Origin of the sequence: Ferrimonas marina, assembly GCF_900129905.1 — a bacterium.
Lineage (GTDB): Bacteria > Pseudomonadota > Gammaproteobacteria > Enterobacterales > Shewanellaceae > Ferrimonas > Ferrimonas marina.
In genome coordinates, this window is sequence record NZ_FQXG01000001.1 from 51,059 (window position 1) to 70,022 (window position 18,964).

Here is an 18,964-nt window from a genome sequence, read left to right on the forward strand (position 1 = left end):
CAGGGTTGTTGCTTTTTTGTAAAGGTCAGATTGTGACTTTGTGGATTCAGTGCTGGCAATTGCAGCGGCGGCACAGGCTGTAATTGCGGTAATGAGCCAGCACCAGCAAAGCGGTACCCACCAGGGTGATGACGGTTTCGGCATCGTGCCCCAGCGCGTCGTGGGCCCAGAAGGCCGCCAGCAGCAGGGTCGCCAGTCCGGACAGGCCCAGGCCGACGACCTTGGGATCGCGGTGCTTGCGACAGCCTAGGAAGAACGCCAGCGAGCTGACCGGGATAACGAAGAACAGCATCAGCTCGTGGAAGTGCGCCTCGTCGGCAAAGAACGCCGGGACGGTGGCACCGAGCAGGAGGAATACCGGTACCGCCAGGCAATGCACCATACAGATCAGTGACATACCGATGGAGAGGTAATCCAGACGTTTTTGGTTTTGCAGGCTGCTCATGGGCTTCCGATTCTTCAGCTTTTAAACGGGCGGCATTTATAGCACGGCGATGTCCACGACTCAACAAAAAGGGTGAGACGCATTCTCATTAAGATGCGGTGTTCAGCGCCGCCTTACAGGGCTCCTGGTATTGCGCCATCAAGGGCCGCAGGCTGTTGGGATCCGGCAGCGAGGCCAACTGTTGGTCCTTGGCCTGGGCGATCGCCTCATTCACCTCGGTTTCGCTCATGGTGCCTCGCAGCAGCTCCCGTGCCTTGGCGGCAGACTGGGCCAGGCGTCCCGCTACCGGCATCATCTGCGGTACCTGCATCCGATTGATGGTCTCGGTGCTCAGCTCGTAGTAGGCGGCACACTCGAGCAGTCCTTGCAGTTCCGGGGTACGTTGCGCCTTGGGCTGGGCACTGGTCTGCATCATCACCCAGTAGCTGGCAACCAGGCCAACCAATACCACCAGTACACTGATCCAGGTTGCTTTCTTCACGTAACTCTCTCCTTGAGTAAGTGGCCGCAATGGCCCTTGATTGGGGCCAAGCTAGTGGATCCAAACAGGATGCGCAATCCCGGCTTGGGCTCATCGTCACCTAAACTGGCTATGGGGTCGTGTGAAGGGGAAAAGGATGAAATGGCAATGTGCGTTGATAGGCGTGGTGCTTTCGATGGCCGCCTGGGCGGAACCGGAGACGGAGCCACCCGAACCCTCGCAGGAGAGCCTGGAGCAGCAACAGGCCTTCTCCGAGGAGGTGCGAGAGCAGGTCGAGTCACTGCGGGCCACGCTGTCGGAGGTCGAGCGGGACGTGGCCGGCTGGGAGCGACAGTGGCAGGGCACCGAATCGGAGTTTAATCGTCAGTTTCTGCAGCAGCAGATCCTCCAGTCTTCATCGCGCTTAAGCCGACAGATGGACCAGTTTATTCGCAAAGCGGTCGAGGATCGGCGCCTGGCCTATACCGATGGGGCAGTTAACCTGCTGCTGGAGGAGACGCGCTACCTCGACGGCCGGTTAAAAAGTGCCCGCACTGCCGTGGTGGATGTGTATAGCCGCTACGAGAAGGCGTTCTACGAGGAGGGCAGCACCCAGTGGGTTTCCATCAATGACATGTTCACCTATCTCAACTGGCTGCTGCAGGAGAAGGTGCGCAACGTTAACTACCTGAGGGAACTTAACGTTGCCGTGGCGGAGACCGAGGAGCAGCTGGCTGAAGAGCTCACCACCTATGCCGATTACCTGGCCCTGGCGCTCAAGGCCAGCAGTCATCAGATTGATGTGCTGGAGCAGGAGATGAAGCAGGTGCCGGAGGGCGTGCTGGGGGAGCTGCAAGCCGGGTTGCAGTCGCACCAGCGGATGGAGCGGATCAGCCTCGACAGCCTGCGGGAGCTGGTGCGGCTGATGGAAAACCTCGACATCAATACCAGCGAGTACAACGAGCTGATCTTCAAAAACACCGGTGATCTGGTGGAGGTGTTCAGCAGCTGGGATGCGATGAAGGCGGTGGCCCGTGGGCTGATGCAGGATTTCGAGACCTGGCGCGAGGTCAATATGGGATCGCTGCTGTCGCGGATGCTGCTGTTTGCGATGGCGGTGGCGGTGGCCTGGCTGGTGTCCCGTCTGGTACAGCACATGGTCAGCCGCGCGGTCAGCCACGAGAAGAGCAAGCTCTCCAACCTGGTGCAGGACTTCCTGGTGGGGATCACCGGCCGTACCGTATTGATCATCGGGATACTCTGGGCCTTGTCCCTGGTCGGACTGGACCCCACACCGATCTTCGCAGGTCTTGGGGTGGCGGGTATCGTCATCGGCTTTGCCTTGCAGGATACCCTGTCCAATTTTGCCTCGGGGATGATGATCTTGATCTACCGACCCTTTGACGTGGGCGACTTCGTTGAAGCCGGCGGTGTGGCGGGCAAGGTGGGCAAGATGAGCCTGGTTAATACCACCATCCGCACCTTCGACAACCAGGTATTCGTGGTACCCAACACCAAGATCTGGACCGATACCATCAAGAACATCACTGCCGAGCGGGTGCGTCGGGTGGATATGGAGTTTGGTATTGCCTACGAGGATGATGTGCCCAGGGCGGAGGCGCTGCTGGCGGAGATCGTCGAGGCCCACGAGATGACCCTGGCCACGCCTGAACCTACCATCAAGCTGCATCGGCTGGGGGAGTCGTCGGTGGACTTTATCGTCCGGCCCTGGGTGCGCACCGAGGACTATTGGGACGTCTACTGGGACATCACCCGAGAGGTGAAGATCCGCTTTGACCAGGAAGGCCTGACGATCCCCTATCCCCAGCGTCAGCTGCATCTGAGCGATAACGTCGATGTATCTGCGCTACCTCCACCGAATAGTGCTGATACCAGGCCTGCCGACCCAGGCGTTGAGCGCTGAGGTGCTCGCTGTCGCGTTTCCAGGCCAAGATATCCGCCTCGCTGTCCCAATAGGACAGTGCCACCTCGTCCTGGCCCTCGGTCAGTGCCACGAACTCGCGGCAACCGAACTGATTTAGGGCGCGGTCACGCAACTCAGTGGCCAGCGCGGAGTAGCGCGAGTCCAACTGGGCGATGCGGGCTCGGAAGATCACCACGTACATGCCGGGCTCCTTAGGGCACCAGTTGACGGATCACTGGGATACGGGCCAGAGCGGCGGTGATGGCCCAGGCTACCAGCAGGGTCACCAGGGTGATCGCCGGGATCGCCAGCAGGCTATGACCGAACCAGCCATACACGCCGTTACTCAGGTTACGGACCGGGATCAGCAGCAGCGGGTGCAGCAGGTAGATCCCCAGGCTGTACTTGGAGATGCTGGTGATCACCGCGCGGGCCTTGTCACCAAGGCGGTCGCCGTAGGCCTGGGCCAGGACAAAGATCATGCCACCAATCAACACGGTGTTGAGGGTCTTGTAGCCCATGAACATGGAGCTGTAGTCCCCCTTCCATTGGGAGAAGTACCAGGTCCCCACCAGGTTGACCACGGCTGAGCCCAGCCCCAGCCACAACCACAACTTGAGCTGCGGCCGGTTATCCCGGTTGATCAGGTACCAGCCAAGAATCAGGTAGCCGGTGTAGAGGATGAGATTCTCACGCAACGGCGTTTCCACCCGCAGCAGGTTCATCAGGGTCAGGGTGAACCAAGCCGCCAGCAGGATCTTGACCTGCTCCTCGGTCATCGCCTTGAGCAGCGGCGCCAGCAGTGGGATGACAAAGTAGAGCGGGATGAAGTCGTAGAAGAACCAGAGGTGATACCACACCGGCTGGTTGGGGGACTCGACCAAGGCACCCAGAGTGCTGCCCCAGTCGCCGGCCTGCCAGCCGATTACCACGGCATAGAGCACCGTCCAGGCGATGAAGGGCACCACCACCTTACCCAGTCGGCGCTGCAGGTAGTGGCTGCAATCGAACGGCTTGTTGGAGGAGAGCAGCAAGGCACCGCTGATCATCATAAACACCGGCACCGCCCAGCGGGTCAGGGCGTTGATCCCAATGGCACCAAACCAGTCGTGCATCGGCAGCAGGCCGTAGAAATCCCGGTAGGGGCCGAGAACATGGATGGCGATCACCGCGATGGCGGCCAGGGTACGCAGCAGGTGCAGGTAAAAGATATCTTGTCGAGGGGCGCTCATGGGCAAAAAGGGCAAGGATGCTTTGCACTTATGCTACGGCGCAGACAAAAAAAACGCGACAAAAAATGTCGCGTCAAGATCTTCTATGCAGGGAATGAGACGATGTCAGGTTATTCATCGCTCACAAGGTCAGACCCAAGCCACATAGAGAAGTTCAATCCGTAGGCAAAAAAATAAAAACCTTTCTGCCTACGCACTGGGCTTTCACAGTAACCGGTTGAGTGCCCTTACACTTTCAGCCCGCTGAGCTGATCGGCCAGGGTCTTGCCGGTGTCGCTGACGGTGTCGGTGGCGGAGACGGAGTTCTTGGCTGCCAGTTCCAGCTCGTGGGACTGGTTGCGGATCTGCATCAGGTTGCCGGCGATCTCATTGGCCACCTGGCTCTGCTGTTCCGCTGCAGTGGCGATCTGGGTGCTCATGCCAAACACCTTGTCGGCGTGTTGGGCGATGCGCATCAGGTCATCGCCGGTCTGGCCCACCATCTCCCGACCCTGCTCCGCCAGGTGCACGGTACTTTGCATCACCTGCTCCAGCGCCCCGGTGCCGGTCTGCAGCTCTTCGATCATCTGCTGGATCTCCACCGTGGCACTCTGGGTCCGGCCTGCCAGGGAGCGGACCTCGTCGGCTACCACGGCAAAGCCGCGGCCCTGCTGACCGGCCCGGGCGGCCTCGATGGCCGCATTCAGCGCCAGCAGGTTGGTCTGCTCAGAGATGCCGTTGATGGTGGTGACCACCGCATCGATGCGCGCGGCGTTGGAGGTCACTTGGGATACGGCACTGGAGGCGTTGTGCACATCCGCTACTAGCTGCTCGATGGTGCCAATGGTCTGCTGGATCTGCTGATGGCCGCGTTCCGCCTCGCTGTTGGCCTGCTGGGTCTCCAGCGAGGTCTGCTCGGCGTGGTTGGCCACCTCACGTACCGTGGCGGTCATCTCCTCCATGGCGGAGGCCAGGCTGTCCATGTGCTCACGCTGGCTGACTGACAACTGGCTGCTGCTGTCCGCTTCCCGCTGCAGGGCGTTGGCGGCGCAGCTCATCTGCTCAGACACCACCAGCAGCTCCTTCACCACCCGCTGACGGGTCGCAATCAGCGAGTCGATCTGCTTGGCCAGGGGGCGGAAATCGTCCCGTCCCGGGGCAAAGTTCATTCGTACCGTCAGGTCGTTGTCGGTGGCCCGGCCCATGATGTGATGCATAAAGCCCAGGGTACCGGTGATAAAGATCTGGATAGTGCGAGAGATGTAGATGGTCAGGGCCAGCATCACCAGCAGGGCAATCAGCATGGTGCTGTGCTCCTGCAGCACCGCGCTGAAGGGTACCACCTCGGATCGGACGGCCAGGTAGTGGTCATCGCCCACTCGAGCTGAGGCGCGATAGAAGCCGTCCTGCTCCAATACCTGGCCGCTGTCGGCCATTTGCGCCAGCTCAGAGCGATCCAGCGGTTGGATCTGCACGTCTCCCAGCGACTGGCTCAGTTGGGCCAGGGTCGCCGGGTTGTGTGGGACCGCGTTGAGCACGGTAGCGAGTTCCTCGGCCCGATGGATTACCTCGTCGTACTCGTGCTGATTCTCCCGCTGCCAGTCCAGCTGCAGAGACAGGCCAACGAACACCAGCAGGGTGAGGGTGGGCAGCATGTACAGGGCCACCAGCTTTTCACGAATGGTGAGGTGGATCAGCTTCATATCCCAGAAGCTCGGACGGAAATCACTCATTAAAGGCTCTTTGAAGGGAGTTTGGGTCACAGGCGTTAGTCGGCATTGAATCCCGTTTCTGAAGCGCTGTGCGGTTCGGACTGCGCTAACTTTGATGGGGATCACACCGGCGGTCTACACTGGTTCAGATTGTGACCAGAGCGGGACAGGGCCAGGCTCGAACAGGCAGGGGTGGCGTAAAATTAACCTATGAAAAGAAAAGAGCTTTCTGCCCTTCAATGGGTTTTTATGACGGCCACAATGCAGTAGAATTTGTACCCTTTTGTAATCCTATTCCTACCTGTCGGATCGGTACCGAGAAACTACAGATGCAGCAATTAGCAGATATCGTTGCTCAGGCGTTGGCGGCCATTGACGCCACTGACGACCTGAAAGCACTGGACGAACTCCGGGTTAACTACCTGGGGAAAAAGGGTGAGATCACCGCTCTGATGAAGTCCCTGGGGCAGCTTTCCGCCGAGGAACGTCCCGCTGCCGGGCAGAAGATCAACGCCGGCAAGCAGCAGGTGCAACAAGCCCTGAACGCCCGCATTGAGGCACTGCAAACCGAAGCGCTTAACGCCAAGCTGGCGCAAGAAGCGGTGGACGTGACCCTGCCGGGTCGCAAACTGAGCACCGGTGGCATGCACCCGGTGAGCCGCACCATCGAGCGGATCGAAGCGTTCTTTGCTGATCTGGGCTTCTCCGTCGCCAGTGGTCCGGAGATCGAGGACGGCTTCCACAACTTCGATGCGCTGAACATCCCGCCGCATCACCCGGCCCGTACCGATCACGATACCTTCTTCTTCAACCCGGACCTGATGCTGCGTACCCACACCAGTGGTGTGCAGATCCGGACCATGGAGAAGCAGCAGCCGCCGATCCGCATCATCTGCCCGGGTCGCGTCTACCGTAACGATTACGATCAAACCCACACCCCGATGTTCCACCAGGTGGAAGGCCTGCTGGTGGCGGAGAAGGTCTCCTTCGCCGAGCTCAAGGGTGTGCTCTACGATTTCCTGCGTAACTTCTTCGAGGAAGACCTGGAAGTGCGTTTCCGTCCCTCCTACTTCCCCTTCACTGAGCCGTCCGCCGAGGTGGATGTGCGCCGTAAGGGTGACAAGTGGCTGGAGGTACTGGGCTGCGGCATGGTGCACCCCAAGGTGCTGGAGTCCGTGGGCATTGATCCGGAGAAGTACACCGGCTTTGCCTTCGGCATGGGCGTTGAGCGCCTGACCATGTTGCGCTACGGCGTCAACGATCTGCGTTCGTTCTTCGAGAACGATCTGCGTTTCCTGAAGCAGTTCCAGTAAGAGGGCAATCCAAGATGAAATTCAGCGAATCCTGGCTGCGCGAGTGGGTGAACCCTCAGATCACCACCCTCGAGCTGTCTGAACAGATCTCTATGGCCGGCCTGGAAGTGGACGGCGTTGAGCCGGTGGCCGCGGAGTTCACCGGCGTGGTGGTAGGCGAAGTGGTTGAGTGCGGTCAGCACCCTGACGCCGACAAGCTGCAGGTGACCAAGGTCAATGTTGGCGGCGACGAGCTGCTCGACATCGTCTGCGGTGCCAAGAATTGCCGTCTGGGCCTGAAGGTGGCCTGCGCTACCGTCGGTGCCGAGCTGCCCGGTGGTTTCAAGATCAAGAAGGCCAAGCTGCGCGGCCAGCCGTCCCACGGCATGCTGTGCTCCTTCACCGAGCTGGGCATCGATGTGGAGTCCGATGGCATCATCGAACTGCCGAGCGATGCGCCGGTGGGTACCGACATCCGCGAGTACCTTAAGCTGGACGATCGTCAGATCGAGATCGACCTGACCCCCAACCGCGCTGACTGCCTCGGTATCGCCGGCGTGGCCCGTGAGGTTGGCGTGCTCAACAGCGTTGACGTCAGCGAGCCGCAAGTGGCAGCTGTGGCGGCGTCCACCGCCGAGCAGATCGGCATCCAGGTGGCGGCACCGGAGCACTGTCCTCGCTACCTGGGTCGGGTGATCACCGGCATCAACGCCCAGGCGGAAACCCCGCTGTGGATGCAGGAGAAGCTGCGTCGTGGCGGTATCCGTGCCATCGATCCTGTGGTCGACATCACCAACTTCCTGCTGCTGGAATACGGCCAGCCGATGCACGCCTTCGACCGCGCCAAGCTGTCCGGCGACATCCAGGTGCGTCTGGCCCAGGCCGGCGACAAGCTGACCCTGCTGGATGGCAGTGAGGTGGAGCCCCGTACCGACACCCTGCTGATCGCCGACGACAAGGGCCCGCTGGCCCTGGCCGGGATCTTCGGTGGTGAGCACAGCGGTGTGACCAGCGAGACCACCGACATCGTGCTGGAGTGCGCCTTCTTCAACCCGCTCTCCATCATCGGCAAGGCCCGTTCCTACGGTCTGCACACCGACTCCTCCCACCGCTTCGAGCGTGGCGTGGACAGCGAGCTGCAGGCCAAGGTGATGGAGCGTGCGACCGCCCTGTTGCTGGAGATCTGTGGCGGCGAGGCCGGCCCGGTGGTGGAGGTGAAATCCGACGCTCACCTGCCCAAGGCTGCCACCATTACCCTGCGTCGCACCAAGCTGGATGCCCTGCTGGGTCATGTGATTGATGACGCCACCGTGGCCAACATCCTGACCCGTCTGGGCTGTCAGGTGACCACCGTCGATGGCGGCTGGCAGGCGGTTGCGCCGAGCTGGCGCTTCGACATGGCCATCGAACAGGACCTGATCGAGGAAGTGGCCCGCATCTACGGCTACAACAACATCCCCAACCTGGCCCCGGTGGCGCCGCTGGAGATGACCGATCACACCGAAGCCAACCTGACCGTCAAGCGGGTGCGCAGCCTGCTGGTGGATCGCGGCTTCCAGGAAGCGATCACCTACAGCTTCGTCGATCCCAAGATGCAGGCCCGCCTGCACCCGGGTGTGGACGCCAAGATCCTGCCTAACCCCATCTCCTCCGAGATGTCTGCCATGCGCCTGTCGCTGTGGACCGGTCTGCTGGGCGCCGTCGCCCACAACCAGGCCCGTCAGCAGGCCCGTGTGCGCCTGTTCGAAAGCGGCCTGCGCTTTGTTCCGGACGCCGCTGCCGAGAACGGCATCCGTCAGGAGCCGATGCTGGCTGCGGTGATCGCCGGTACCCAAAGCGAAGAGCATTGGGACCTGGCCGCCAACACCGTTGACTTCTTTGACCTGAAAGGCGATCTGGAAGCGGCTCTGGCGCTGACCAACGATCCCTACAGCTTCACCTTCCGTCCGGCTCAACACCCGGCGCTGCACCCGGGCCAGTGTGCCGAGATCCTCAAGGGTGACAAGGTGGTCGGCCTGATCGGCGCGGTTCATCCGCAGCACGAGAAGAAGCTGGGCCTGAACGGTCGTACCGTGGTGTTCGAGATTGAACAAAGTGCCATCGAGCAGCGCCAGCTGCCCAAGGCGCAGCCGGTCTCCAAGTTCCCCGCCAACCGCCGTGATATCGCCGTGGTAGTCGAGGAAAAAGTGGGCGCCGGTGATGTGATCAACTTGATCAGAAAAGTTGGCCAAAATCAGTTGGTTGCCGTAAACTTGTTTGACGTATACCGTGGTAAGGGCGTGGCTGACGGGCATAAGAGCCTGGCCATCGCACTGACCCTGCAGGATGTCGAGCGGACCCTGGAAGAGAAAGAGATTGCCGAAGCAGTAGATGGCATCGTGGCTTCGCTGACCTCTGAGTTCAATGCACAATTGAGGGATTGAGCCCATGGCGCTGACCAAAGCCGATATGGCAGAAAAACTTGTGGAAGAGCTGGACCTGCATAAGCGGGACGCCAAAGACCTGGTGGAACTCTTTTTCGAGGAGGTTCGTCTTGCTTTGGAACGTGGTGAGCAGGTGAAGCTGTCGGGTTTTGGTAACTTCGAGCTGAGGGAGAAGAACGAACGACCCGGTCGCAATCCCAAGACCGGTGAGGACATCCCCATCAGCGCTCGCCGTGTGGTGACCTTCCGCCCTGGCCAGAAGCTCAAGGCCCGCATCGAGGAGTCAGACTCCTTGGGTGAAGAGTAACCTGGTAGTTAACAGAAACGCCGTCCATTGGACGGCGTTTTTTTATGGGTATTTGGCTTCTATTCGTTGGCCATGGAGAGGTCGTCGCGCAGCTGATACAAGGTGTAGCTGGTGCTCTCAAAGTTGTCGGCCCAATCCTCCATCAGGTCTTTGGCGCGGGACTCCGATTGCATCTGCTCTTTGAGCATGTCCATGAAGGTGACCTCCGGCGTCGCCATACCGGCGTAGTTCTCGTAGGGCAGCACCAGACTCAGGTTGTTGCCGCCGTCCACCGGCCAGCTCCAGGACCAGTTGTAGGGCCAGTTGCCCTTCTTGGCATGGTCACTGATCTTCTTAAGGTGCTCATTGGTTTCACCGCCATGGCCAGCTTTGACATGGTAGGTCACCACGCCAAAGTACTTGAAGGCGCTGTCGTCCTCCGGCCAGTTGGAGTTGTCCATGTCCACCTCAGACATATTGTGAGCCATCTTGCCCACCAACGGGGCCACGTTGCTCATCCAGTGTTCGACGATCTTGGACTCCTCCGCCCACGCGCGATACTTGTCGAACTCGGCCCATTCGTAGCAGCAGGCCCGCACGTAGTAGGTGTTGTTCATCTCACCGGTAACCTTGGTGTAGACCTTCCACTGGCGCGGGTCGCCACGCTTCTTGCGCTCTTCGACGTGGGCTTTGAAGGCGGCTTCAAACTCGGCCACCTTGCCCTTTTCCGGGGTAAAGACCCACATGTCGGCGACGGCGTCTTTGGCCTGTACGGGAGCGAGGGACAGCATAAGAGAGACACAGAGGGAGGGCAGAACCCATCCGGCACGTTGCAGGATATTCATGATGACTCCTTTTGGCCCTGTAGGGGCAGGGAAAAAGTGCGCCGGTAAGGATGGCAAAGATTTGAGGGCTTTGCCGAACAATCAAGGGCAGGGGAGTGAAATGGCGGAAAGGGGAGTGAACAGTTCGGCCCACCTCCGAAGGGGTGGGCCGAGTTACCGCAAAGCGGGGAGGATCAGAATCGGAACTTGTAGCTGGCGCCGAAGCGACGCGGCTCACCGACGATCATCTGGCGACCGTTGATGTAGGTCTCCAGCCCCTGGCTGCCGACCAGGTAGAACTCGTCCGCCAGGTTTTCCACGTACAGGGTGAACTGGTGGGTGCCGTTGTCCAGCTGGTAGCGAGCATTGGCGATGCCGTAGCTGTCCAGGCGGCGCTCCTCGCTGTTCTCCACGTCGGTGTACTGCTCATCCATGTAGCTGTACTCCAGCCGCAGGCGGCCGTCGAAACCGGAGATCAGGTCGTACTGGAACCAGTCCGCCGCCAGGTTGTAGGTCAGCTCCGGCGCATAAGGTACGGCGTTGCCGGTGGCGTCGATGATCTCGTTGTCGGTGGTGATCGCTTCCTTGAAGTCATCAAACTCCACCTCCTGGAAGCCGATACCGGCGTGGAACTTGAGGCTATCGATGGGCTCCCAGCTGACGTCAAGCTCGATGCCCTGGGCATGGGCTTCGGCGGCGTTCTGGATGAACTGACGCTGGGTCAGCACGTCCTGGCCACGCACCTGCAGATCGGCCCAGTCGAAGTAGTACAGCGCAGTGCTGTAGCGCAACTGGTTGCCCATGGAGCCCTTGATGCCGAACTCGTAGTTGACCCCGGACTCCTCGTCGAACTGGTCCAGCCCCTCCATATCCACGTTGGGGTTGAAGCCACCGGCCTTGTAGGCGCGGGAGACGGTGGTGTAGAGGGTCAGATCCCGGCTCGGCTGCCAGGTCAGATCCGCCCGCGGCGAGAAGTCGGAGAAGTCGCCTTCCCGGGTGCTGTTGTTGACCGGGTTGATCAGGTTGGGTCGGGTCACCTCGGTAAAGGTCACGGTATCGCTGGAGTAACGGCCGCCCAGACCCAGCTTCCAGTGGTCGGTCAGTTGGTAATCCAGGTTACCAAACACCGCCCAGGTATCGGTTTCGTTGATCCGGTCCACGTCTTCCAGCAGGCCGATACTGATGCCGCTGCCCAGGGCGGGGATCAGCTCCGGTGGCTGACCGAGGATGTCCCAGAAGGCGATATCCCAGTACAGCATGTAGGGATCGCTGGCCAGGTGCTCGGAGTAATCGGTCTCTTCAATCTCATCGTGGCCGACAATGGCACCTACCAGCCAGTTGAGGCGGTTGTTACCACTGGAGCGCAGCTGGAACTCCTGGCTCCAGGCCTTCATGGTGCTGTCGCGGCTGACCAGGAAGGAGGGGTAGACGGTCATGTCGCCGTCGCCCGCTTCGGCGAAGTCGTTGTTGATGTAGCCGGTAATGGAAACCAGCTCGGCCGCGCCCAGATCCCAGGTCAGGCGGGCGTTGGCGATGGTGGTTTCCGCTTCGCTGTCGCGGTTGAGATCGGTGGAGAGGGTGTCTTCGTTGTCCGGCAACAGGCCCGGACCGGCGACCGGCCAGGGATCCAGACCGAGATCCGGACCGGAGGGCACACCCAGCGCCGGCATGCCGTTGTTAACGATGGGGGCGATCATCGCCGGGATGCTGGAGAGCTGGCCGCTGGGCAGCATGTTGTAGTTGTCCTGCTGCATCTTGGAGTAGGACAGGGCAGCATCGGCGCTGAAGCGGTCGGTGGGCTGCCAGTTAAAGCCCACCCGGCCACCGTAGTTCTCGCCGGAGTTGCCGTCGGCGGAGCCGGCGTTATCGAGGAAGCCGTCGGTCTGGTCGTAGTAACCGGTGACGCGCATGGCAGCGGTGTCACCCAGCGGCACATTCAGGGCACCTTTGCCCTCAATGGTGTTCCAGCTGGAGTAATCCAGGGCGAACTCGCCGCCAACGGCGTCGCTGCTCGGTTGTACGGTACTGATGTTGAGTACACCGCCCATGGTGTTTCGACCGAAGTAGGTGCCCTGGGGGCCACGCAGGACTTCAATCTGAGCGGGATCAATCAGTTTCATGTCGGCAGTACGGGAACCGCCTGCCACGGTCACGTTGGGGGCGATGTTAAAGCCGTCAACGTAGATCCCGACGTTGTTGGCACGGCCGCCGATGTTGGCGATACCGCGGATGGTAACGCGAGTGTCGGCCCGGCTACCACGGCTGGAGACACTGACGTTCGGTGCTTTTTGTGCCAGATTGGTCAGGCCGTCCATACGGGACAGGGCCAGTTCCTGCTCATCGATCACGGCGATGGACACCGGCACATCCTGCAGCCGTTGTACCCGTTTCTGTGCCGTGACCTCGATAACCTCAATGTTCTCCTCGGCCTGTTCCTCAGCTTGCGCACCCCAGCCATAGAGGGCGGTGGCAACGGCGAGGCTCAGTACGTGGTGCTTCCTTGTCAGCATGGCATATCTCCCCAGTAGAGTTCTTCACCGCTTCGGTGGCGGTGTATGGCCGGGATCGAATTAATGATTGGTATGTGATCCCTGCACCAATTTGCACATATGTACAACAAGAACATATTTTTAATTGCACAATAGTGCAACAATTTTGTTTACTGAATCTAACCGGTTCGCCGTGGTAGGATCTCATAGTAACGAATTGAAAAGGAAAGCGTATGGAAAAGGCTGCAGAGAAGCCGCCGACCAAGCGTCGCGCCAAGGGTGAACAAACCCGTAGCAAGATTTTGGATGCCGCCTTACGGGTAATTGCGCGCCAGGGGATCCGTAGCGTGACCCACAGAGCCGTGGCCACCGAGGCCGAGGTGCAGCTGTCGTTAACCACCTATTACTTTAAGGACATTAACGACCTTATCTCCGAAGCCTTTGTCCGCTACACCACCCGCGGTCGCCCGGAGCTGGATGACCTCTGGGCCAAGGTGGAAGTGGCGATGGATCGTTTTCCCCCCGCCGAGCGCCGCCGTATCGAGCAGAAAGAGATGCTGTGTGCGCAACTGAGCGCCCTGGCGGAGGAGTACATCGCCGGCCAGATCCAGGAGCACGGTGACAACCTGGTGGTCGAGCAGGTGTTCTTTGCCGAGTTGAGCTTGGGTCCGGAGATCAAGCAGCTGGTGGATGAGCACCGTCAGGCGTTGTACCAGCCCTTGGTGACCCTGTGTCGCCGCTTTAACCGCAAGGATCCCGAGGTGGAGGCAGAGATCCTGCTGCGCACCATCCTCAGCTACGAATACGACGCCATCAGCAAGCCCTTTGATGACGAGGCGCGTCAACATCTGGCCCGCCTGGTGTCGCGGCTGATGGGCTGGGTCATGGGGCTGAAGCGGCAGTAATCCAGTAAATCAAAGTTGCACAAATGTGCAAAAATGGTAAAGCTATGGCTAACGCATCTGAAGGAATCGTGCCATGGAAAGCCAATACCAGCCTCTATGCCAACGCCTGCGCCAGCACTTTGACCAGGGGGTGACCCGCCCGCTGGAGTGGCGCCGCCAACAACTGACGGCGCTGCGTCGCCTGATCACCGAGAACGAGCCGGCCCTGCTGGCTGCCCTGCATCAGGACCTGGCCAAACCGGCCATGGAGGCCTGGTCCACTGAGCTGGCCTATGTCACCGGCGACATCGATCACAGCCTCAAGCGACTGAAGCGCTGGAGCGCCCCCCGTAAAGCCACCACCCCTATCGTTGCCCAGCCGGGCCAGGCCTGGGTCCAGCCCGAGCCACTGGGACTGGTGCTGATCATCGGTACCTGGAACTACCCGCTGCAGATCTGCCTGGCGCCGCTGGTAGCGGCACTCAGTGCCGGTAACTGCGCCATTCTCAAGCCCTCGGAACTGGCCCCCGCCACCGCCGCCATTCTCACTGAGCTGTTGCCTCAGTACCTGGATAACGAAGCGGTTGCCGTGGTCAATGGTGCCGTGGCGGAAACCACCGAACTGCTCACTGAGCGGTTTGACCACATCCTCTATACCGGCAATGGCGCGGTTGGGCGCATCGTGATGAGCGCGGCGGCCAAGCACCTGACCCCGGTGACCCTGGAGCTGGGGGGGAAAAGCCCGGTGTTCGTCGATGACAGTGCCGATCTCACCATTACCGCCCAGCGACTGGCCTGGGGCAAATGGCTCAATGCCGGGCAAACCTGCATCGCACCGGATTACGTGATGGTCACCGCCAAGCAGGCGGGGGCGCTGATGGATGCCCTGGCCAGCGCCGTTCACCAGATGTACGGGGGGGAGCCGAAGTCCAGTGACTCCTACGGTCGCATCATCAACGAGCGTCACTGCCAACGGCTGATCACCTACCTCGACGGGCACGAAGGTGTAATAGGTGGTGAGCACGATCTGGCCCAGCGCTACCTGGCCCCCACCATCGTACAGACCGATGACTGGGGCTGTGCCCTGATGCAGGAGGAGATCTTCGGACCCATCCTGCCGGTGCTGGTGGTGAAGGATTTTGATGAGGCGGTGTCTCGGGTACGTCAGGGTGAGAAGCCCCTGGCGGCCTACCTGTTCAGTAAGGATGGCGAGCAGCAGCGTCGCTGGGTCGAGCAGGTGAGTGCCGGTAACCAGTGCCTGAACGACGTGCTGATGTTCTCTGCGGTGCCGGATCTGCCCTTTGGTGGCGTTGGCGCCAGTGGCATGGGGCGCTACAGCGGTCAGGCCGGCTTTGATACCTTCAGCCACCTCAAGGCGGTGCTTAAGCGCGGCTGGCTCAAGGATCTGCCGCTGCGCTTCGCTCCCTACAGCGCAGATAAGTTCAAATGGCTCAAGCGGGTACGCTGATGACGCCGTTTCCTCAGCTGCAGCAGGCGCTGGAGCAATCCGGGCGGGCCGAGCCCAGCCTGGTGATCGATCTGGCGGCACTGGACCATAACCTGGCCCTGGTGCGGGACAAGCTGGCGGGGCAGGGGATCCGCCTGGTAGTGAAATCCCTGCCCTCTATCCCGCTGCTGCGCTACTGCCTGGAAGCGTTGCAGACCGATCGGCTGATGGCGTTTCACCGCCCCTTTGTCTCCCAGGTTCTGACTGAGTTGCCTCACTGCCGAGTCATGATGGGCAAGCCCTTGCCCAGGGCGGCGGTGGCGCAGTTGCTTGGTGCCCATGGACAGCGTGCTGCGGATCAAGTGCAGTGGCTGGTGGACAGCCCGCAGCGGCTGGAGGAGCTGGGCCAGTTAGCCCAGGACAGTCAACACAAGCTTAAGCTGGCGGTGGAGATCAACGTCGGCATGGAGCGTGGTGGCCTGGACAGTCCCCGGCAGTTGGTGACCCTGGCCCAGCGGATCCAGGCTCACCCCTGGCTGGAGCTTTCCGGGGTGATGGGGTACGACGCCCATGTGGCCAAGGCGCCATTGGGGCGTCGCCAAGCCGCCAGCGACCGGGCCAAAGCACGATACCTGGCGTTTCTCTCCGCCCTGACCAATCAGGCGGAAGGCCCCACACCTCAGCAGTTGGACTGCAATGGGGCCGGCAGCCCGACTCTGCCCTATCACCGGGCCCAGACCCCGGTGAATGACGTCAGTCTGGGCTCTTTGTTGCTCAAACCCTGCGATTTTGACCTGCCGGATCTGGCGGAGTTTCTTCCCGCGGCGTACATCGCCACCCCCATCCTCAAGCGCCTGCCTGGTGTGCGATTGCCCTTCTTAGGCCGGCTTAGTCGCAAACGGGACACCCTGTTTCTCTATGGCGGTCGTTGGATGGCCCAGCCGGTCTGGCCCGAGGGGATGGCGGAGAATCGTCTCTATGGCCTGAGCTCCAATCAGCAGATGATGACGGTACCGCAACAATGCCCGGCCCAGATCGACGATTGGGCCTTCTTTCGCCCCACTCAAAGTGAGGCGGTGCTGCTGCAGTTTGGCGACCTGCTGGCAGTGAGAGAGCACCAGGTGGTGATGCAGTGGCCACCGCTACAACAACAAGGATAATGACAAGATGGAAGCAAGCGTCGGACGGTTGGAGGCCTGGAGCGTGACTCGTTGGCTAAAGCGCACCCTTATTAGCCTGTTGATCCTATTGCTGCTGGCCGCGGCTGGGCTTTACGCCGTGATCGCAGGCTCCAAGGGTAAGCTCAGCGGCGAGGTGAGCGTGGCGGGGCTGGAACAGCCGGTCAGCATTCACCTGGATGACCTGGGTCGACCTCATGTTCAGGCGCAAAACCTGGCGGATGCCCTGGCCGCCCAAGGCTATCTGCATGGCAGCGAGCGCTTGTGGCAGATGGAGCTGTTTCGCCGGGCCGGCCAAGGCCGTTTGGCAGCGCTGTTTGGCAGTGACATGGTGGAAGCCGACATTGAGCTGTGGCGTATGGGCGTGCCCCAGCTTGGCCAACAGCTACAGCAGCACGCCAGTGACAGCATGAAGCAGTGGGTGACAGCCTATGTCGCCGGCATCAACCAGGCCATTGAGCTGCAGCGCAGCCGACCGCTGGAGTTGTGGCTGCTGCAGGGGGAGATCAGCCCCTGGACCGAATCCGATGTGTTTGCCGTGGGGGCATTGATCGCCTTTAACTCCGCCAACAACCACAAGAACGAGCTGCTACGCCTGGCGCTGGCACAAGCGCTGACCCCGGCCCAGTTTGAGCGCTTCCTCGATGACGGCTCCGATACCGCGGGCTTCCCCTTTATCCTGGCTGGAGAGGGCGAATCCCAGGCCTTGCTGAGCCCCAGCGCCATGCTGGACCCGATGGACAACCCCAATATTCCGCGGCTGCGCTTTGGCTCCAACGGTTGGGTGGTGGCGCCGGACAAGACCGCCGAGGGTCAGGCGCTGTTTGCCTTTGATTCCCATGACTACCTGGGCTTGCCCAACCTGTTCTACGAGGTGCACCTGCACTTTGGCCAGCAGCAGATCCGTGGCTGGTCGGTGCCGGGCTTGCCCGGGGTGATCAACGGCTACAACGATAAGATCGCCTGGGGCTTTACCAACATCGGCGATACCCAGGACTTGTTTATCGAGACCCGCCACCCGGACAAGCCGGATCACTTCCTGCTGGATGGCCAGTGGCTGCCCGCGGAGGTTAGCCAACACAGCCTGCCGGTGAAAGGCTCGGCCCCGGTGGCGTTCACCATTACCCGCACCCACAACGGACCGCTGATCCGCGAAGAGCCGCTGTTGTCGTTTCGTTGGACCATGCACCAGTTTGACCAGTTCGCTGACAGTGGCATGGGACTGGAGGGACTGCTAATGCTCAACCTGGCCACCGATTGGGACAGCTTCACCGCCGCGATTGATCGTCATGCCGCCCCGACCCTGAACGCCACCTACGCGGACAGTGACGGTAATATCGGTTTTCGTACCGCCGGGCTTATCCCCGAGCGGGGCCTGGGCGAGGGGCTTTACCCACTGGATGGCAGCCGCAGCGAGCACCAGTGGCAGGGCATGGTGCCGGTAACCGAGATGCCGCGCCGCTACAATCCACCGGAGGGCTTTCTGGCCGCCGCCAATGCCCGGGTTAATCCCCGTGGGGTTGGCCCGATGGTGTCGGCGGATAACGCGGCGCCTTACCGTATTGCTCGCTTGCAGCAGGTACTGGCCGAGGATAACGCCATCACCTTTGAACAGATGCAGCGTTGGCAGATGGACTGGCACGATGGCCAGGCCCAGGCACTGCTACCGGCGCTGTTGCGCCAGGCCCAGGCCGGTGGCGTCGACCAGGATGCCCGCTTTGCCGAGGGGATCTCCCTGCTCAAGGCCTGGCAGACGCAGCCGCTGGCGGATACCGACAGCGCCGCAGCGCTGATCTTCCAGCAGTGGTATCTGCAGATCGCCGACGCGGTGTTTGCCCAGCCGCTGGGTGAGTTTCTCTATGGCCAGTTGCTTAAGCGCAATTACGTGCTTAATTTTGCCCTGGATGGCCTGATCCTGGAGGCGGAAGACCCGCAATGGTGGGTGGAGGGGCGTGACGATATGGTGGCCAATGCATTGGCCCACACCCTGGCCAGCCTGCACGGCGAGCTGGGCGGCGAGCCCCGCACCTGGCGCCTGGATCAGAAGCAATCCGTCGCCTTGCCTCACGAGATCGGCAAGGCCGTCCCGGCACTGGGGCGTTGGCTCAATGGCGAGCAGCAACCCTGGGGCGGGACCCCGGCGGCGGTAGGGCGGGCCAGCTACCGCTACGACCGTCCCTTCAAGGTCAGCCATGGCGCAACCGTAAGGGTGGTGGCCCAGATGGGCGAGCAGGTGAAAGCCGCTTCGGTGATCCCCGGCGGTCAGTCTGGCCACCCCCTTAGCCCTCATTACCGAGACCAATACGATCTGTGGCGTGAGGGGCAGCTGATCCCCGTTGAGGACGCCCCCGCATCTGCGCCGCAGCTCACCCTTTTGCCTTTGGAGTAA

14 protein-coding genes are annotated in these 18,964 nt (G+C 61.1%); 8 read left to right on the forward strand and 6 right to left on the reverse strand.

Annotation, left to right across the window (positions count from 1 at the left end; genetic code table 11):
* Positions 1 to 46: 46 nt before the first annotated feature.
* Both BUC04_RS00210 and BUC04_RS00215 read right to left on the reverse strand, forming a co-directional pair.
* Positions 47 to 445, reverse strand: coding sequence for a MerC domain-containing protein (locus tag BUC04_RS00210; protein ID WP_067664585.1), 399 nt, complete (start codon positions 443 to 445; stop codon positions 47 to 49).
* An 88-nt stretch (positions 446 to 533) separates the two neighbouring features.
* Positions 534 to 926: a hypothetical protein gene (locus BUC04_RS00215; RefSeq protein ID WP_067664583.1), complete on the reverse strand. Its 393-nt coding sequence runs from the start codon at positions 924 to 926 to the stop codon at positions 534 to 536.
* 136 nt (positions 927 to 1,062) lie between these two features.
* On the opposite strand from BUC04_RS00215, the gene BUC04_RS00220 reads away from it, so the two are divergent.
* Positions 1,063 to 2,829: a mechanosensitive ion channel family protein gene (locus BUC04_RS00220; protein WP_082766793.1), complete on the forward strand. Its 1,767-nt coding sequence runs from the start codon at positions 1,063 to 1,065 to the stop codon at positions 2,827 to 2,829.
* Between the two features lie 212 nt (positions 2,830 to 3,041).
* Here the strand turns inward: BUC04_RS00220 and BUC04_RS00230 are convergent, their stop codons facing one another.
* A complete protein-coding gene (locus tag BUC04_RS00230; RefSeq protein WP_067664579.1) occupies positions 3,042 to 4,061 on the reverse strand; it encodes an acyltransferase in 1,020 nt (339 codons plus the stop codon).
* Positions 4,062 to 4,288: 227 nt separating this feature from the next.
* Positions 4,289 to 5,773: a methyl-accepting chemotaxis protein gene (locus BUC04_RS00235; protein ID WP_067664577.1), complete on the reverse strand. Its 1,485-nt coding sequence runs from the start codon at positions 5,771 to 5,773 to the stop codon at positions 4,289 to 4,291.
* Positions 5,774 to 6,081: 308 nt separating this feature from the next.
* On the opposite strand from BUC04_RS00235, the gene pheS reads away from it, so the two are divergent.
* The 3 genes from pheS to BUC04_RS00250 are packed head-to-tail and all read left to right on the forward strand — an operon-like array spanning position 6,082 to position 9,774.
* Entirely contained in the window at positions 6,082 to 7,065 is a 984-nt protein-coding gene (gene pheS / locus BUC04_RS00240; protein ID WP_067664575.1) for a phenylalanine--tRNA ligase subunit alpha, read from the forward strand.
* A gap of 14 nt (positions 7,066 to 7,079) precedes the next feature.
* Positions 7,080 to 9,467, forward strand: a complete 2,388-nt coding sequence (gene pheT / locus BUC04_RS00245; protein ID WP_067664574.1) for a phenylalanine--tRNA ligase subunit beta — start codon at positions 7,080 to 7,082, stop codon at positions 9,465 to 9,467.
* 4 nt (positions 9,468 to 9,471) lie between these two features.
* On the forward strand, positions 9,472 to 9,774 hold the full coding sequence (locus BUC04_RS00250) for an integration host factor subunit alpha (RefSeq protein WP_067664572.1): 303 nt from the start codon (positions 9,472 to 9,474) through the stop codon (positions 9,772 to 9,774).
* Positions 9,775 to 9,833: 59 nt separating this feature from the next.
* Here the strand turns inward: BUC04_RS00250 and BUC04_RS00255 are convergent, their stop codons facing one another.
* Positions 9,834 to 10,598, reverse strand: coding sequence for a hypothetical protein (locus tag BUC04_RS00255; RefSeq protein ID WP_067664570.1), 765 nt, complete (start codon positions 10,596 to 10,598; stop codon positions 9,834 to 9,836).
* Between the two features lie 173 nt (positions 10,599 to 10,771).
* Positions 10,772 to 13,087 carry a TonB-dependent receptor gene (locus BUC04_RS00260; RefSeq protein WP_067664568.1) on the reverse strand — a complete coding sequence of 772 codons (2,316 nt, stop codon included), beginning with the start codon at positions 13,085 to 13,087 and terminating at the stop codon, positions 10,772 to 10,774.
* A 212-nt stretch (positions 13,088 to 13,299) separates the two neighbouring features.
* On the opposite strand from BUC04_RS00260, the gene BUC04_RS00265 reads away from it, so the two are divergent.
* The 4 genes from BUC04_RS00265 (at position 13,300) to BUC04_RS00280 (ending at position 18,964) form a co-directional block, all read left to right on the forward strand.
* Positions 13,300 to 13,971 carry a TetR/AcrR family transcriptional regulator gene (locus tag BUC04_RS00265; protein WP_067664566.1) on the forward strand — a complete coding sequence of 224 codons (672 nt, stop codon included), beginning with the start codon at positions 13,300 to 13,302 and terminating at the stop codon, positions 13,969 to 13,971.
* Between the two features lie 73 nt (positions 13,972 to 14,044).
* Positions 14,045 to 15,418, forward strand: coding sequence for an aldehyde dehydrogenase family protein (locus BUC04_RS00270; RefSeq protein ID WP_067664564.1), 1,374 nt, complete (start codon positions 14,045 to 14,047; stop codon positions 15,416 to 15,418).
* Positions 15,418 to 16,557 (forward strand): alanine racemase, encoded by a 1,140-nt coding sequence (locus BUC04_RS00275; RefSeq protein ID WP_067664562.1) that lies wholly within the window; start codon positions 15,418 to 15,420, stop codon positions 16,555 to 16,557. The genes BUC04_RS00270 and BUC04_RS00275 overlap by 1 nt, the downstream gene beginning before the upstream one ends.
* 7 nt (positions 16,558 to 16,564) lie before the next feature.
* Positions 16,565 to 18,964: a penicillin acylase family protein gene (locus BUC04_RS00280; protein WP_082766791.1), complete on the forward strand. Its 2,400-nt coding sequence runs from the start codon at positions 16,565 to 16,567 to the stop codon at positions 18,962 to 18,964.

What these genes read in the sequence shown, in the direction of transcription:
- BUC04_RS00210 (WP_067664585.1), bottom strand. Translation starts at nt 445, where the DNA reads ATGAGCAGCCTGCAAAACCAAAAACGTCTGGATTACCTCTCCATCGGT.
- BUC04_RS00220 (WP_082766793.1), top strand. Translation starts at nt 1,063, where the DNA reads ATGAAATGGCAATGTGCGTTGATAGGCGTGGTGCTTTCGATGGCCGCC.
- BUC04_RS00230 (WP_067664579.1), bottom strand. Translation starts at nt 4,061, where the DNA reads ATGAGCGCCCCTCGACAAGATATCTTTTACCTGCACCTGCTGCGTACC.
- BUC04_RS00235 (WP_067664577.1), bottom strand. Translation starts at nt 5,773, where the DNA reads ATGAGTGATTTCCGTCCGAGCTTCTGGGATATGAAGCTGATCCACCTC.
- pheS (WP_067664575.1), top strand. Translation starts at nt 6,082, where the DNA reads ATGCAGCAATTAGCAGATATCGTTGCTCAGGCGTTGGCGGCCATTGAC.
- pheT (WP_067664574.1), top strand. Translation starts at nt 7,080, where the DNA reads ATGAAATTCAGCGAATCCTGGCTGCGCGAGTGGGTGAACCCTCAGATC.
- BUC04_RS00250 (WP_067664572.1), top strand. Translation starts at nt 9,472, where the DNA reads ATGGCGCTGACCAAAGCCGATATGGCAGAAAAACTTGTGGAAGAGCTG.
- BUC04_RS00255 (WP_067664570.1), bottom strand. Translation starts at nt 10,598, where the DNA reads ATGAATATCCTGCAACGTGCCGGATGGGTTCTGCCCTCCCTCTGTGTC.
- BUC04_RS00260 (WP_067664568.1), bottom strand. Translation starts at nt 13,087, where the DNA reads ATGCTGACAAGGAAGCACCACGTACTGAGCCTCGCCGTTGCCACCGCC.
- BUC04_RS00265 (WP_067664566.1), top strand. Translation starts at nt 13,300, where the DNA reads ATGGAAAAGGCTGCAGAGAAGCCGCCGACCAAGCGTCGCGCCAAGGGT.
- BUC04_RS00270 (WP_067664564.1), top strand. Translation starts at nt 14,045, where the DNA reads ATGGAAAGCCAATACCAGCCTCTATGCCAACGCCTGCGCCAGCACTTT.
- BUC04_RS00275 (WP_067664562.1), top strand. Translation starts at nt 15,418, where the DNA reads ATGACGCCGTTTCCTCAGCTGCAGCAGGCGCTGGAGCAATCCGGGCGG.
- BUC04_RS00280 (WP_082766791.1), top strand. Translation starts at nt 16,565, where the DNA reads ATGGAAGCAAGCGTCGGACGGTTGGAGGCCTGGAGCGTGACTCGTTGG.